The 15166-nt window shown below is 37.0% G+C and carries 16 protein-coding genes; 2 read left to right on the top strand and 14 right to left on the bottom strand.

Features of this window, described 5'->3' with window-relative positions:
* The first annotated feature begins 124 nt into the window (after positions 1–124).
* Complete coding sequence (locus SJY44_RS09520; protein WP_298925160.1) at positions 125–775, top strand: OmpW family outer membrane protein; 651 nt, start codon at positions 125–127, stop codon at positions 773–775.
* Between the two features lie 61 nt (positions 776–836).
* Here the strand turns inward: SJY44_RS09520 and SJY44_RS09525 are convergent, their stop codons facing one another.
* The 13 genes from SJY44_RS09525 to SJY44_RS09585 form a co-directional block, all read right to left on the bottom strand.
* The gene (locus SJY44_RS09525) at positions 837–1193 is read right to left on the bottom strand and encodes a YciI family protein (protein ID WP_298925162.1); all 357 of its coding nucleotides are present in this window, start codon (positions 1191–1193) and stop codon (positions 837–839) included.
* 29 nt (positions 1194–1222) lie between these two features.
* Positions 1223–2497 carry an RNA polymerase sigma factor gene (locus SJY44_RS09530; protein WP_396589532.1) on the bottom strand — a complete coding sequence of 425 codons (1275 nt, stop codon included), beginning with the start codon at positions 2495–2497 and terminating at the stop codon, positions 1223–1225.
* 36 nt (positions 2498–2533) lie between these two features.
* Complete coding sequence (locus SJY44_RS09535) at positions 2534–3538, bottom strand: bifunctional helix-turn-helix transcriptional regulator/GNAT family N-acetyltransferase (RefSeq protein WP_298925168.1); 1005 nt, start codon at positions 3536–3538, stop codon at positions 2534–2536.
* An 86-nt stretch (positions 3539–3624) separates the two neighbouring features.
* On the bottom strand, positions 3625–4419 hold the full coding sequence (locus tag SJY44_RS09540) for an anti-sigma factor domain-containing protein (RefSeq protein ID WP_396589533.1): 795 nt from the start codon (positions 4417–4419) through the stop codon (positions 3625–3627).
* Positions 4420–4950 carry a sigma-70 family RNA polymerase sigma factor gene (locus SJY44_RS09545; RefSeq protein WP_298925172.1) on the bottom strand — a complete coding sequence of 177 codons (531 nt, stop codon included), beginning with the start codon at positions 4948–4950 and terminating at the stop codon, positions 4420–4422.
* A 50-nt stretch (positions 4951–5000) separates the two neighbouring features.
* Entirely contained in the window at positions 5001–5372 is a 372-nt protein-coding gene (locus SJY44_RS09550; protein WP_298925174.1) for a VOC family protein, read from the bottom strand.
* A 38-nt stretch (positions 5373–5410) separates the two neighbouring features.
* The gene (locus SJY44_RS09555; RefSeq protein ID WP_396589534.1) at positions 5411–5887 is read right to left on the bottom strand and encodes a nuclear transport factor 2 family protein; all 477 of its coding nucleotides are present in this window, start codon (positions 5885–5887) and stop codon (positions 5411–5413) included.
* Between the two features lie 216 nt (positions 5888–6103).
* Entirely contained in the window at positions 6104–6403 is a 300-nt protein-coding gene (locus SJY44_RS09560; protein WP_396589535.1) for a GNAT family N-acetyltransferase, read from the bottom strand.
* 4 nt (positions 6404–6407) lie between these two features.
* Positions 6408–6626, bottom strand: a complete 219-nt coding sequence (locus tag SJY44_RS09565; RefSeq protein WP_396589536.1) for a (4Fe-4S)-binding protein — start codon at positions 6624–6626, stop codon at positions 6408–6410.
* Positions 6627–6709: 83 nt separating this feature from the next.
* The gene (locus SJY44_RS09570) at positions 6710–7291 is read right to left on the bottom strand and encodes a superoxide dismutase family protein (protein WP_396589537.1); all 582 of its coding nucleotides are present in this window, start codon (positions 7289–7291) and stop codon (positions 6710–6712) included.
* A gap of 452 nt (positions 7292–7743) precedes the next feature.
* Positions 7744–8964 (bottom strand): alpha/beta fold hydrolase, encoded by a 1221-nt coding sequence (locus SJY44_RS09575; RefSeq protein ID WP_396589538.1) that lies wholly within the window; start codon positions 8962–8964, stop codon positions 7744–7746.
* A gap of 10 nt (positions 8965–8974) precedes the next feature.
* Entirely contained in the window at positions 8975–9673 is a 699-nt protein-coding gene (locus SJY44_RS09580; RefSeq protein WP_396589539.1) for a DUF2490 domain-containing protein, read from the bottom strand.
* Positions 9674–9768: 95 nt separating this feature from the next.
* A complete protein-coding gene (locus SJY44_RS09585; protein ID WP_396589540.1) occupies positions 9769–12975 on the bottom strand; it encodes a WD40/YVTN/BNR-like repeat-containing protein in 3207 nt (1068 codons plus the stop codon).
* A 176-nt stretch (positions 12976–13151) separates the two neighbouring features.
* Here SJY44_RS09585 and SJY44_RS09590 point away from each other — a divergent pair, with 176 nt between their 5' ends.
* On the top strand, positions 13152–13853 hold the full coding sequence (locus SJY44_RS09590; protein ID WP_396589541.1) for a DUF6090 family protein: 702 nt from the start codon (positions 13152–13154) through the stop codon (positions 13851–13853).
* A gap of 60 nt (positions 13854–13913) precedes the next feature.
* On the opposite strand, the gene SJY44_RS09595 is transcribed toward SJY44_RS09590, so the two are convergent.
* Positions 13914–15161, bottom strand: coding sequence for an amidohydrolase family protein (locus SJY44_RS09595; protein WP_396589542.1), 1248 nt, complete (start codon positions 15159–15161; stop codon positions 13914–13916).
* Between the last annotated feature and the right edge of the window lie 5 nt (positions 15162–15166).

Below are 15166 nucleotides of genomic sequence, written 5' to 3' on the forward strand. Positions count from 1 at the left end.
AGCTTTTAAAATTAAGGTTTTATCAAAAAAAAACTCAGAAGTACAATTTTTTGAACAATGATAAAGATCATGTTCTCTGAAGGAGCAGTGGACTAGTTTTGACCAAATTTAAAAACACAGAACAATGAAAAAAATAGGAATTTCTTTAATGGTAGTACTATTGAGTTCTATGAACTTCGCAATAGCACAGGACCAAGTAGCAAATGACAACGGTAGTAAATGGCAATTTAGATTAAGAGGAATTGTTGTAACACCTGATGAAAGTGCAGATATCGATGCTATTGGTGGAGATGCATCAATATCCACTGCTTTTGTGCCAGAACTTGACATTTCTTACTTCTTTAATGAAAATTGGTCAGTAGAATTGATTTTAGCTACCGCAAAGCATGATGTTGAAGCTGTTGGAACCTCAGTAGGTGATATAGATTTAGGTCACGTATGGTTGCTTCCTCCTACTTTAACAGGACAATATCACTTTACTGGAGGAGATTTAGTGCCATATTTAGGAGCAGGATTAAACTTAACCCTCTTTTATGGGGTAGATGAAGGTCCAGTAGCTGATGACGTAGATTATGACACTTCCATTGGTTATGCATTGCAAGGTGGTTTTGACTATATGCTCAATGATAAATGGTTTTTAAATGTTGATGTTAAAAAACTGTTCTTGAGTACAGATGCAACTATAAACGCCACTACAGCACTTGGCGCAACAGTAGGTGCGGATGTTGACATCAACCCTTGGATTATTGGTTTTGGAGTAGGTGTAAAATTATAGATTTGGTTTAGTAACAAAAAAACGGCTTGGGTAACCAAGCCGTTTTCGTTTTTGACACTTTTTAGTTAATGCCCTCTACATGTTTTATTGGTCTTACTTCCATACGCCAAATGCCTTCTTCAAATCTAGGGTCTTGTTTGGCAATTGCTATGGCTTCATCCAAATTTTCAGCCAATAAATGGTAGTACCCAGAAATAATTTCTTTGGTTTCATTGTATGGGCCATCAACAATTTGACCATTCTTATACGATAGCATCGTGCCCTCCATTTCCAAAGGTTGCGCAGATTTCATTCGGCCTTCTTCAGTAAGTTTTTTTAAATACCCTCCAATTTTTTCAATATGCTGTTGCATTTGTTCTGGTGATAGACTGGCTTTAGGCTCTTCCTCACTTCTGATGAGTAATAGAAATTCTCTCATAATACGTTGTTTTAAATTAAGATTTGCCCCTAAGACAATTGAGATGGAGGAATAAGGACAAGCTTTTTGATTTTTTTTTGTAAAAGTTCCTTATCCCTGTCATTACTGGCCAAATTCAATGCTTGTTTATAACACTGTTGTGCTTTTTTCAACTGGGAACATTTTTTATATAACTCAGCCAAAGTGAAATGATAGAGATAATAATTGGCGATGTCTGATCTTGCTTCCAATTGGAGCAATTCTTCAATAGCTTTCTTATTTCCTTCAACCTCAGAAAAAGCAACAATACGGTTTAAATGTACAATGGGAGAATCTTCCAAAAGTAACAATTGGTCATAAAGAGATAATATTTCTGTCCAATTGGTTTTTTCATAAGACATTGAAATGCAGTGATTTGCCGATATAGTGGCTAAAATACTGTATTTGCTTATGGTATTACCTTGGGTAATTCTATCCAAGTATTGGGTTCCTGACTGGATAAGTTGAGAATCCCACTTTGATCTATCTTGCTCTTTTAAATCGATGATTTCACCTTCTAAAGAAACGCGGGAATTAAACCTGGATATATTAAAATACATTAATGCCAAAAGCGCGTAGCAATCTGTTTTGTTTTTAATATTGATGCTTTCTGTCAATAGTTTTACCAGACGGATGGACTCTAAACAGAGGTCAAAACGAATAACATTGTTTTTATGGGAAGGAAAGTAGCCTTCGGTAAAAATTAAGTAGATGGTCTTTAGCACCGAGTCTAAACGTTCTTCGATGACATTTTTTGACTTAAGGTCAATGACGACATTACGCATTTGTTTTCTTCCGCGCACCAGCCGTTTGTTTATTGTTTGCTCGTTAGAAAAGAAAGCATTGGCTATTTCAGCAATACTAAAACCTGATAAAATCTTTAAAATGAGTGCAATTTGGGAGTTTTCTGCTATTGAAGGATGACAACAGGAAAACATCATTTTTAGTTGACTATCTTCTATTATCTCTTCAGAAAAAGAAAATGTTTCGTCTAACCGTGGCCTTTGAATAGTATTGGTGTACTCACGTTGGTATTTTTTACGTTTAAGAATATTTAAAGTAATGTTCTTTGCGGTAGTGTATAGCCAAGCTTTGGGGTTTTCAGGAATGCCGCGCATTTCCCAATGTTCTGTTGCTTTTAGCAAGGCCTCTTGCACAATGTCTTCAGCTGTTTCAATATTTTCTGTCCCTAAATAACCAGTAATGACCGCAACAAGTTTTCCATACTCATTTCTAAAAAAATGGGTGGTCAACTCCTGGCTCTGGGTTAAATTAGAATTGCTCATTTTAAATTAGCATTAAAGACATATTCTTTGGCTAATTTACTTCAGATTTAGTCTAAACCCATAAACTTGCAGATTTCCTTGTTTAAAGTCCAAATCTTCAGATTTTTTAAACCCGAGTTTTTCATACATACCCCAAGCAACTTTCATAAATTCAGTAGTGTGGATTATAACTTGTTTGTGTCCTTTCTTTTTGGCATTTTCTATGCAAGTCATACTTAACGCCTTTCCTACTCCTAATCCTCTTGCAGAATTGCTTACCGCTAGAAGCCTAAAACCGGATGCGTTTTTTTCTAAAGTGGCAGTTCCTCCGGAACCATAATAATGCATATCACTAAAATAAAGAACGGCTCCCAAGATTTCTCCGCTAGATGATATTGCAATCAGGAGTTCGGAATCAGGTTTCTTTGTAAAATCCCCAATGTTGGCCAGAGTATTGTAATATTGGGGTTGCTCATTTGCTTTTGGGAATCCTTCTAGATCAGAGTAGACATTGACCATCAATTTTCCTATTTCTTTAAACTCTGATAGTTTCGCATTCCTTATTGTAAATGCTTCATGTGAATTTTTGGGAGAAAAACGAGCATTATAACGCTCCTTAAAACTTTGTTTTTGCAGTTCCTGCTCCAATTGAGTCAGTTTTTCAAGAAAATCATCGTTCACGACCTCTTGCAATACTTTTTGAATTCTATTCCATTCCGCTTCAAAAACAGGTAGTGCTTTTTGCCCGTTTTTGGAAAGTTGAATAAGGGTTTTTCTACCATCCGTGTCATCTTTAAAAGTGTCTAAATAACCTTGGTCTTTCATTTTACGGGTTATTTTTATCATTGCTGGATGCGAGAACCCCAAAGCATTCGCTATTTCGGTTACGGTAAGCTTCCCCCTTTGTTTTAAAAGCAAAAAGATAACATGCCAGTTGGGTTCAATTTTTAAATTTAAACTAGAATAGTGGTCTATGGTACTGGACACTATTTTTTCATTCAATCGTTTTATACGGGCAGTAAAGCCTAAATGTTGCAATTCTGGAAGAAAATCTTGATTCATGATAATTTACGTAACTAGTTACGTAAATATAATTAAAAACTACAATCGGTATTTATACTTTATCAATTCGTTAAGAAAAAAAGGTATTAGGGACCAACGGCGCCTAGTGTATACAATTGTTCTAAGTTAGGGGTATTACTACCTCCTTCAGGTTCTAGCGTAATTCCAAAAGCTTCGGTTTCGTTAGGATTAGGAAGTGTAAACAATTTATTGTTGTCAGCTACAAAATCTTTCAGAAGACCAATGCTGGTAGGAGTCAACGGATCTAACTTTAAAGACCATACTTGATATGCATAACCATCTGGGGGTTCGGGTAGACCTTGAGCATCAATAATGACGTTTTCTTCTTCCTTGTTCCAATAGGCCTTGGCATATGATCTTGGGGATATTGTTTGTCCACCTAAATCTATTACAGTAACATTTTTATCTCGTAATGCCTGTAGCAACGTTTCTTTATCTGCTACCTCATCGCGAACATCTGAAAGAATTTCTTCTAGACTTTGCTTTTCTTTATTGGTAATCTCTATTTCCGATTTCAGATTGTTGTTTTCCAGATACACCCATAAAAGACCTACCGCCAATAGCAGGGAGGCTGCCCATCCTAAGTAGCTGCTCCAAGGAGTTTTCTTTTCTGAAGCCGTTGGCAAAAATGGAAGTACGTCATCTAGTTCGGGTTTTAATCTCTTAAAACCATCCGCGGGTAATCCCGGAGAGACCGTTTTGGTAAGCTGTAACATTGCAGCTTCAATGGCCTCAATTTCTTTTTGAATTTCAGGATATTGTATGGCATAGTGCTGCACCTCTAAATTCTCTTCTGGGCTAAGTGCTCCAGCAATGTAGAGTTCTAAAATTCCGGACGCTATGTACTTTTCAATATCCATTTATAATCTTGTGTTCTTCCTTAATTCGGAAATACAACTGCGTAAACGTGTTTTAATCGTGCCAATAGGTGTTTTTAGTTCTTTAGATACTTCTTTTTGTGTATATCCTTTAAAGTAAAGCAAATCTATCAAGAGGATACACTTGTTCTTTAACCCTTTCAACAAGGATTGCAGTCCAATAGTATCAATTTTGTCATTTAAATCCTCACTATTTTCATAGATACCTACGAAAGAATGTACAGGGAGGTTTTTCTTTTGATTTTTATGGGTTTTTGAGCGCAGTTCATCGATTGCAGTATTCCGAGCTATATTTAAAATCCAGGTAAAGAAACGCCCTTTGGATGCGTCATAATTATCAGATTTATCCCATATCTTAATAAATACATCATGACAAAGTTCTTGGGATCGTTCTACATCTTTAATGATGGTATTGATGACCCCGCAAATATTTTCTGCATACATATTGTACAACTTCTCGAAGGCAGTTTTATCCTTTTTCTGAAATTGGAGTATGAGGTCGTCTAAATTCATAGCTAATCGGCCAAAGATATAAAAAGGGATCGTTCAATTCTGTCGAAATTCTAAACATGTTGGTCAATTAGAATAGTATTGCCATCTGGATCCATTACTATAAAACTTGCAGGTCCAGTTGTGGTTTCATCAGCTTCAGATGTTAACGCTACTCCATTTTTCTTCAGATTTTTTTGAATGGTACGAACATCATCAAAAGCTTCCAATGTTTGCGCATTTTCATCCCAACCGGGATTAAAGGTTAGAATATTGTTTTCGAACATGCCTTGAAAAAGACCTACAAGGGAGTTGCCATTCTTCATGATAAGATAGTTTCGTTCCATTTCACCGGCAAAAACGGTAAACCCCATTTTTTCATAAAATGTCTTGGAAACCTGAAGATCTTTTACCGCTAGACTAATAGAAAAAGCACCTAGTTTCATATTATTTTGTATTAAGTTATGTAAAGGGGCATCTCGCCCTATTGTATTTTTCCATCATGAAAACCAGCTCTTTTCCAAGCCCCATTTTCATAAACCCATATGTTGGTCACTCGGTATTCATTTTTACTAAGTTCCCCATTTTTGGTAATAGATGTTATTACTTTGGCTGTTGTGATAGCAGTATTATCATGAAATTCAATTTTAAGTTGATTCATTTCATAACTATTGATGGTCAAAATGCCAGCTTTAATTTCTTTACTTCTCTTCTTTAAATATTCAAACCACTTTTCTTTGTCAATAGCTTCATAAGTCCCATTTGTGTGACTATAATTATTGGTGACCATAGATTCCAAAACGGATATTTCGCTATTCGCAAAAGCCTTGTTAAACCTGTCTATTACTGTAATCAGTTCTTCTTTTTGCTCTTCTGAATGTTTTTGGGGTTTATTTCCGCATGCAGTGGAAAATAGTATAAAAACAAGGGTGTAGAGGAATGATAATTTGTTGGATTTCATTTTATGATTGCCTTATGCGAATCATAAACTTAAGAAATTAAATTGTTGTAACGATTTTCTATACTTTAGAAGATTTTATTGCGGATTATTGGCCTTCAGGCTTCCCAGAAGTAAAAATAATAAAAGGCCAGTCCTAAATACCCGACGAAACGTTTTAGGCTTTAAAAGGAATTGTTTGCCCTTAAGAATAAATCAAAAGAAAAAGAAAATACGGGATCAAGCTATATTGATTCCCTTTAAGACCAAGGTTTTCCACTCAGGGTGTCTTTTAATATACATAGCAACAAAGGGGCACAAAGGAACTAGTGTTAAATCACGAGCCTTGATATATTCCAATGCTTGTTTAATAAGTTCAGAGCCAACACCTTTGCCTTCATAATCTCTAGGTACCTCTGTATGGGTGAGGTAAATTTTTTCTTTGGCCTTTATATACTCAATCCTAGCATTGGATTCCCCTATTCTAAATTGAAATTCCTTTGCTTCAACATTGTCAATAAGTAGGTAATCAGAGTCCATTTTTTTAAGTATTAAGTTGACGGTAACTTAAAGCGCCAGAGGGGCATTTGGCAATTTGATTCTTCAGCTCATCTGTAGTCGCATTTTCGGCCTTTATCCATGGCTTTTCTTTAGGATTGTAAACACTGGGCAGCATTTTCATACAGATTCCTGCATGTTCACATAATTTTGGTTTCCAGACCACAGAAATTTCCCCATTAGAATATTCTTTTGTCATGTCCATTTTGAAACAGGGGTTAAGTTATTATCGTTTGCTTTAAATTATATTAAAAAGAGCTGCCTAAAAAGCAACTCTTTTACTATTTGTTATTGAATAATTCCTGTACAGGCAACACGAGCCCCAGCGGCACCGCTCGGCTGGGAAGTGAAATCATCCACTCCTTGGTGAACAATGACCGCTTTGCCAACTATGTTCTTGGTTTCGTCATCACAACCAATACACCATTCCTTGGTTGCAAAATCTACCGTTGCATTACCCTCGGCATCAGCTACAAAATTACCAATATCACCTTTATGATAACCATCTGCAGCTCCCCATTTAGCATGTGGTTGGAACGTTGGATTCCAGTGTCCGCCTGTAGATTTTCCATCAGCTGATGAGCAATCTGCTTTCTCATGAATATGGATTGCATGTTCACCTTCTGTAAGACCGGACAGTATCGCTTTCATTACTACAGTTCCATTTTCTTCTGTAAAGGTGACTTCTCCACTAACACCGCTATCACTCTTAGGTTCCATTGAAAATTTGATGGATTTAACTTCAACTATCTCTTCCATAATTTCTTCAACAACTTCCTCAGAAGTAGCCTCTGCTTCTTTTTTAGCTTGCTTACAGCTAAATGCAGTAATTAGTATTAGCGCCAAAGGAAGCGCAATAATTTTTTTCATCGTAAGTATTTTTAGGTTTTGTCTAAGGTACAGATTATTTAAGGAGGTGTCAATAGTATTGTTTGTTTGTGATAAGTAAATCAGGACTATAAATGAATTTGATTTAGAATTACATAAGGTTTTAAATCAATGTGTTATGTAATTTAGAATACTAATATTTTTTTTAAAACGTTATCATCATAATAACAGGAAACCTTAAAACGGCGTCTAAAAAATATATATATTGGTTCATCAACCTTCAAATTATATTGAATTCCTTAGGTACTGCAAAAAGAGAAGATCTTTTTGCAAAGGGTACCATCGCCTTAAAAGAGATAAGTTTAGAGGAGCAATAGACCAATATAATTACGTAAAGTCTTTACGTAAAATCCATACATCCGTTATAGAGTTGGAATTGGATTATTTTGACATTCTGCATATGCGTCTTTAGTTAGGTAAGACACATTTGCTTGCTAGGACACAAGATTTGTGATTATCTGAGTTTCGCTATGAAGCGTTTTGTGTACTGGACATTTATCAGCAATTTGCATAACGCGCGCCTTTTGTTTGTCATCTAAATTTCCGGTTAATTTAATTTCACGATGGAAAGTATCGATTTTGGCGTTGTCGCTTTCACAATTCTCACAATCTTCCGCATGTGATTTACTGTAAGAGGTGTGTACTTCAACATTATCCACTGGCCACCCTTTTCTTCTTGCATACATCTGAATTGTCATCACTGTACATGCAGAAAGGCCCGCAGAAACGAGTTCGTACGGGGAAGGTCCAAAATCATTGCCCCCATAAGAAGTGGGCTCATCTGCAATCATATAATGATTGCCCACTTTCATTTGTGTTGTAAAACCATCTTCACCGTCTAAACTTGCTGCAACCTGATGTTTTGTTCTTAATCTGGAATCTGCTTTTTCTGAAACATCCAAATAACGCTTGGCCCATCCAGAAATTACTTCTCCTACATAAATGGAATCTTCTTTCCTAGATAATAAATGATCCGCTCCATCTAGGGAGACAAAACTTTTGGGATGATGGGCAGAAACGTAAATTTCTTCTGCATTCTTAATTACTACAGTATCGTCTTGTGGCGAATGTAAAATCAAAAGTGGTTTGCGAAGTGCTTTTGCGGTTTCTGGTAATGATTTAGTCTCTAAATCATCCAAAAACTGTTTTTTTATGGTGAAATCCCTACCGCTTAAATTGATTACTGCCATACCAGTTGATTGAATCTCTTCAACTCCACTCTTTAATAAGTGTTTTACATGCACTGGATTTGAGGGAGCTCCAACAGTTGCAACGGCTTTTATCGACGAAATTTCACTAGCGGCAAAGATTGAAGCAGCTCCACCTAACGAATGTCCAATAATTAAGGTGGGGGCTTCGTAATTTTCTTCAAGATATTTTGCAGCTGCCACTAAATCCTCAACATTACCTGAAAAATTAGTGTCCGCAAAATCACCTTCGCTTTCTCCAAGACCAGTAAAATCAAAACGTAAAACGCCAAATCCATTAGAAGTTAATGCCTTACCTATGTTTTTGACAGCCAATAAATTTTTATTGCATGTAAAGCAATGAGCAAACACAGCAAAATTGTGTGGATGTCTGTCAACAGGAAGTTCTAAGCGCCCTACCAGCGTTTGTCCTTCGGTATTTTTGAATGTTACTTTTTGGAGGCCCATGTTACTTTTCTTAATTAGAGGAAGTCTTTTTCTTTTTAAATACACCTCTTAAGTCGGGATTATAGAAGAATCCTATCTGCAAGCGGTCAAAAACGGCATTACTGAACTGGTTTCGTAAATATCCAAATTGAACACTGCTGTTTTCTGTAATATGAATTCCTAAAGCTCCATAAAGACGATTTTGCCCAAAAAGGTCATTTTGCAAATTGATAAATAACTCATCATAAAAATTCAAGAAGAAGGTATCTGTAAGCGGCAATGTCACCTGAATACGATAACGGGCTCTATGCTGGGTTTCAGTCCTGGTACCAAAATCTAAAAAGCGTTGTTCTAATCGGTAACGGTGTTCAAAAAGCAACTCCCAAACCTTGTTTTTAAGAATGAATTGCTCAAAGATTCGATGCTCTTTGCTGTTCCGTTCTCCTGGGAATTCTAAAAAAGTACCATCGGTAGATATGTAGCCATACCCTCCAGTTGCTATAGCGCTTGGATTAATATGATAGTTCAAACCAGTACGCAGCAATAGTTGATTAAAATTACTCGTGGTTTCATAAAATCGAAACTGGGCTTCAGTATGAATACTGAAACGTTCTGCGATCTTATTGGTTCCAAAATACATATACCATGCACCCAATTCATCTTCGCCTGCCTGTTGGGCGTTACTCAAGAAAACAGAAAACAAAGTAAAAAGTAAAAATACTCTCTTCATATGATGAACAATTGTCAGGTCGAGCGCAGTCGAGACCCAATTTTAATATATAGTAAAGCACCTCTCGACTGCGCTCGAGGGGACAAAAGGTTTTTTTAATCTATGCTAAAAGTTTCTGTTTCTTTAAAAGGTGATAAATCCAATGCTTCCACCGAGTCACGATAAGGCTTCCACTTTTCGTTAAAGAAACTGTTGGTTTTGTCCAAAGCTGATTTTAATTCATCCTCAGCAAATTTAATGAGGTTTTTCTCCGTTTCGGTAACTCCAGATTTTCTGGTTTGTGTATAAAAACCAGCAGTATTCAAACGTTGCATCACATTAATTTCTGGATTGCGGGTAATTCCTTGTCTCTTATCTTCCTTACCTAAATACAAGGCCACTATAGAATCAATTTGCTTAACAATGTTTGTGGATTCCTTTATTTGGTCTTTGTATTTTTCCTTATCCAATTCTTTCATTTCTTTTTGAAATTTATTGGCCAAGTCTTTACTTTTTACCAATTGCTTTACGGCATCAGCAGCTGTTTGGGTGTAGTCCTGTAATTTTTTACCCATTTCATACACCTCATTTATTGAGGTTAATGATGTTTGAAGCCTTGGGTCTGCTTTTACAGTAACCGAAGTAGAGTCTACAAGGTCGCCATAATGTGCTTTTACTTTGTAAGTGCCAGGTTTTACATCAATTCCACCTTCTTCTGTTTTACTTTTACTGATTTTTCTTGCTGGTCTATCCGGACCTTTCTCATCAAGTTCCCAATAGATTCTGTGGAAACCAGCCTTTTTTGGAGTCTTGTATTTAAGAGTACGAATTAATCGTTCTCCATCATAAAACTTGAAGAAAATAGAATCCTTTGTTTTTTTCTTCTTTTTATCGTCTTCTTCAGGTTTATCCTCTTTATCATCCTTTTTTTCTTCATCCTTAGCTGTTTTGTTACCTTCTTTAAGATAATAGGTAATCATAGCTCCAGACTTTCTATTCTCACCGTTGTAAAGGGCATCACCACCAAAACGACTTCCTGTAGCTTGTTGGTAAGCGGCATGATACGCATCTGGGCTTTTGAATAGGCTTATTTCTTTCTTTAGTACTTCGGGATTACTAGCTAATGCCCTTAATGGACGAATATCATCCAGAACCCAGGCTGCCCGTCCAAACGTACCAATAACTAAATCATGTTCCCTTGGCTGAATGGCCAAATCTTTGGTAGATACTGTTGGGAAACCTTCAGTCCATTTTTGCCATGAACTTCCAGCATTAAAAGATATGTACAAACCGTCATCTGTTCCTAAAAACAGGAGGTTCGGATTTTCAGTATCCTCAACAATGGAAAGGGTGTAGCTTTCCACATCATTTCCATCAACGATTCGAGTCCATGTTTTTCCATAGTCCTTGGTTCGATAAGCATATGGAGTATAATTGAATCGCCTATAGTCGTTGGCGATCAATAGGGCTTCTCCTTTATTCTTTTTGGAGGCTTTTATTTGAGGAATCCAACTGCCTGAAGGAAGTCCTTTAATATTGGATGTCACTTCCGTCCAACTTGCTCCTCCGTTTTGTGTGTAGTGTACACGACCATCATCTGTGCCTATCCAAAGCATATCTTTCTCCACAACCGATGGCTCAATTACCAAAATAGTACAATGGTTTTCAGCTCCCGTGGCATCCATGGTAAGGCCACCACTTTCGCTTTGTTTCTGTTTTTCCTTGTCATTAGTGGTTAAATCTGGAGAAATCACTTCCCAAGTCAATCCTTTATTGGTTGATTTATGTACAAACTGACTTCCGAAGTAAACAGTGCTATTATCAAAAGGATCCTGTCCAATTCCAGCATTCCAATTAAACCGAAGTTTAGTTGTTGCATCTGGTGGAGTGGGTCTTACGATATAATTGTTCCCCGTTTTCCAATCGTAACGCGATACAAAACCTTGTTGACTCATGGCATAACCAAATTGGTTGTCATCTAAATCTGGAACAACATCAAAACCATCACCAAAGGCAATTTCTTGCCAGTAGCTGTTGCGTATACCTTGTGCACGCCATACATATGCTGGGCCTCTCCAAGAACCATTGTCTTGCATACCGCCATAAACATTGTAGGGGTATTCATTGTCAACGTTAATATGATAAAATTGTGCAACGGGCAAGTTGCCAATAAAACGCCATGTTTTTCCACCATCTTTGGTAATGTTCATCCCTCCATCATTACCGTCAATCATAAACTGACCATTTTCTGGATGAATCCACCATGCATGGTGATCAGGGTGTACACCATTATCTACTTGATAGGCGGGCATTAACTGCGTAAAGTTTTTACCTCCATCCTCAGAAACGTTCACATAAGTAAATACTGAATACACTCTATTCTCATTTTCTGGATCTACATGGATATCAGAATAATAAAAAGGTCTATTGCCAATATCGCTTTTATCATTGATTTTTTTCCATTTAGAGCCGCCATCTACTGACTTGTATAATGCATTTTTCTTTGCTTCCACTAGAGCATAGATGATATTGGGTTTGTTTGGAGCAATAGCGATTCCTATCCTACCCAATTCTCCTTTTGGAAAACCTTCTTCTTCGGTGATTTTTTTCCAATTATCACCACCATCATGAGTAATGTATAATCCACTTCCTTCGCCACCAGATTTAAAAAACCAAGGGTCGCGTTTGTGTTCCCACATGGCTACAATCAACTTATTTGGGTTAGAGGGATCCATAACCAAATCAGCTGCACCTGTTTTATTGTTTACAAACAAGATTTTTTCCCACGTTTTTCCACCATCAGTGGTTTTGTAAACCCCACGTTCAGGGTGAATTCCCCATGGCGAACCAATGGCTCCAGCATAAACAACATCTGGATTGGTTGGATCAATGATTACCCTATGAATATGCCTAGTTTTTTCAAGGCCCATGGATTTCCACGTTTTTCCACCATCTAGGGATTTATAAATACCATAACCGCCATTGAGGCTGTTTCTTGGGTTTCCTTCTCCGGTCCCCACCCAAATTACAGATGGATTGGATTGTTGAATGGCAACTGCTCCAATGGATGCAGTAACTTCTTTGTCAAAAATAGGCTCCCATTTAATCCCACCAGAAGTAGATTTCCATAAACCACCTGAAGCGGTGCCCACATATATAATATCTGGGTTGGTATGCACTACATCAATAGCAGTGACACGACCACTCATGCCTGCTGGCCCAATGTTACGAGGTTTCATATCCTGGACCAAATCCATGGAAAATTCTTGTGCAAAAAAGGGAATGGATGCCAAGAGCATCAATAGCGTGTAAAGGTGTTTCATTTTAGGAATTAATTAGTCGCCTAAAGATACCAAAAACACCTAGTGGATTTCTTAAGGAGTTGTTAATGAAATGTAGGTTGATTAAAAGTAGATAGCCAGTTTACAGAATTGATTTAAAATGGTTTATCTTCAGATTATAAAGAAAAGGATGGTTGCTTTAATTTAAATCATTAATGATGAAGCTCTTCAGAAAAGTTAGGCAACAGATGCTTAGTGAAAGCAAATTGAGAAAATACTTGGTATATGCCGTTGGAGAAATCATACTTGTAGTTATCGGAATTCTAATCGCTGTGTCCATTAATAATTGGAAGCAATCAAAAGATCTTGAACAAATAGAGCAAAATTTGTATAAAGATTTAATACAGGAGCTAAATGCCGATTTAGATGAAATTAAAGGTAATCGCGATTATAATAGTAAGTATTTATCACGATATAATCGTGCCAGTGAAATAATTATAAATGATTTACAAAAACAACAGATAGATACTTTAGCAATTATAGCAACTGAACTCACTAATTTTTCAGATTTCAAGAATGAGGAATCTTCTTATAACAAATTGGCCGCAAGTGGCAAATTAGAACTAATAGCAAATAAAGAGATTCTTTTGCAACTTCAAAATCTTAGCATTCTCTATAATTACATCAATAGATTGGAGAGGAATCAAGAACAATTTATGTATTCGATTGTTCCTAAGATATCTAAATATTTGAGAATAAAACCTTTTCAAATAATGTATCCAGATGAGTTATACGATTATAAATTTCAGAATGATATAGAGATACTAATAAAAATTGGATTAGAAAAAGATGGATTGTATAAGGAAATTGAAAAAGACATGCTCAATCTGATAGGATTGTTGGAAAATGAAATTGGATAAAACAAAGCTTAATAACCTACCTGATGCGTTTTAAGCAACACTCTTTTAAACATAAATATGCTAATTGCTGTAGATTAACCCATCTTTCATCACAAAAGTAACCTCGCGCATTTTTTTAATGTCTTTAACTGGATTGCCTTCCACAGCAATGATATCAGCAAGAAAACCCTCCTTTATTCGTCCCAGTTCATTTAAATGAAAAATATGGGCGTTGACAGAAGTGGCTGATTGCAATACTTTTATGGGTTGCATACCATATTCAACCATAAGTTCCAGTTCCCGATAATTTTCTCCATGGGAATATACCCCAACATCACCGCCAAAAACAATATCTACTCCAGATTCCAATGCCATTTTAAATGACTTTTTCTTCTTAACAATTCGGTCGGTATCTGGTTCTTTTCCCTTTTTCCAGCCTTTGTAACGCTCAATAGCATCGCCAGCTGCAAGGGTAGGGCATAGGCCAACTCCTTTTTCCTTCATCATTTTAAAGATTTCCATTGTGCCCCCATCACCATGTTCTATGGTTTCTACTCCTCCTAAAATGGCGCGGCGCATCCCTTCTGGTGTACCGGCATGGGCTACAACATAGCGTCCTGCACTTGTGGCGGTGGCTACCATTGCATCTATTTCTTCCTGTAAAAAGGTAGGTTGAGAGGGCTCATCTTTTCCCCAACGATAATCTGCATATATTTTTATGAAGTTTGCACCTTTACCCAACTGTGTCCGAACTTCTTTAATAGCTTCCGCTTTGCCACTTACTGGTTCTGCTCCCAATGGAACGGTTACCCCATCATGAAATCCTTTTGGGCCATAAGCTCCTGTGGCTACAATTGCAGGACCAGCGACTAACAAACGCGGCCCGGGAATTATACCATCTTCAATAGTCTTTTTTAAATAAACATCTGTATAACCAGCACCCTCAGCACCTAAATCTCGCATGGTAGTAATACCAGCCATCAAAGACTTTTTTGCATGGACCACCCCTCTTACGGCTCTTTCTACTGGTGATTCCTTCAAAACCTGATCGTTCCATTCGGTTTCGTTATAAGGATGTAATAATAAATGGGAATGTCCTTCAATGATTCCAGGCATTAAGGTCATTCCCTTAAGTTCCTTTTTTTTATATGAACCGGAATTTTTTAAATCGACTACTGGGCCAGCAAAGGTGATACGATTATCGGTTACCAGAACCACCCAATTTGAATGCAATGTCTCCCCATCAAAAACTTGGTCAGGAATTAGTAACAATTGTGCTTTGGCAGGTGCCAATACAAGGAAAAAAAGAATAAGAAAGGTAGTTCTCATATGGT

It is taken from the genome of Allomuricauda sp. R78024, from assembly GCF_044596045.1.
In the GTDB taxonomy this organism is placed as follows: Bacteria; Bacteroidota; Bacteroidia; order Flavobacteriales; family Flavobacteriaceae; genus Flagellimonas.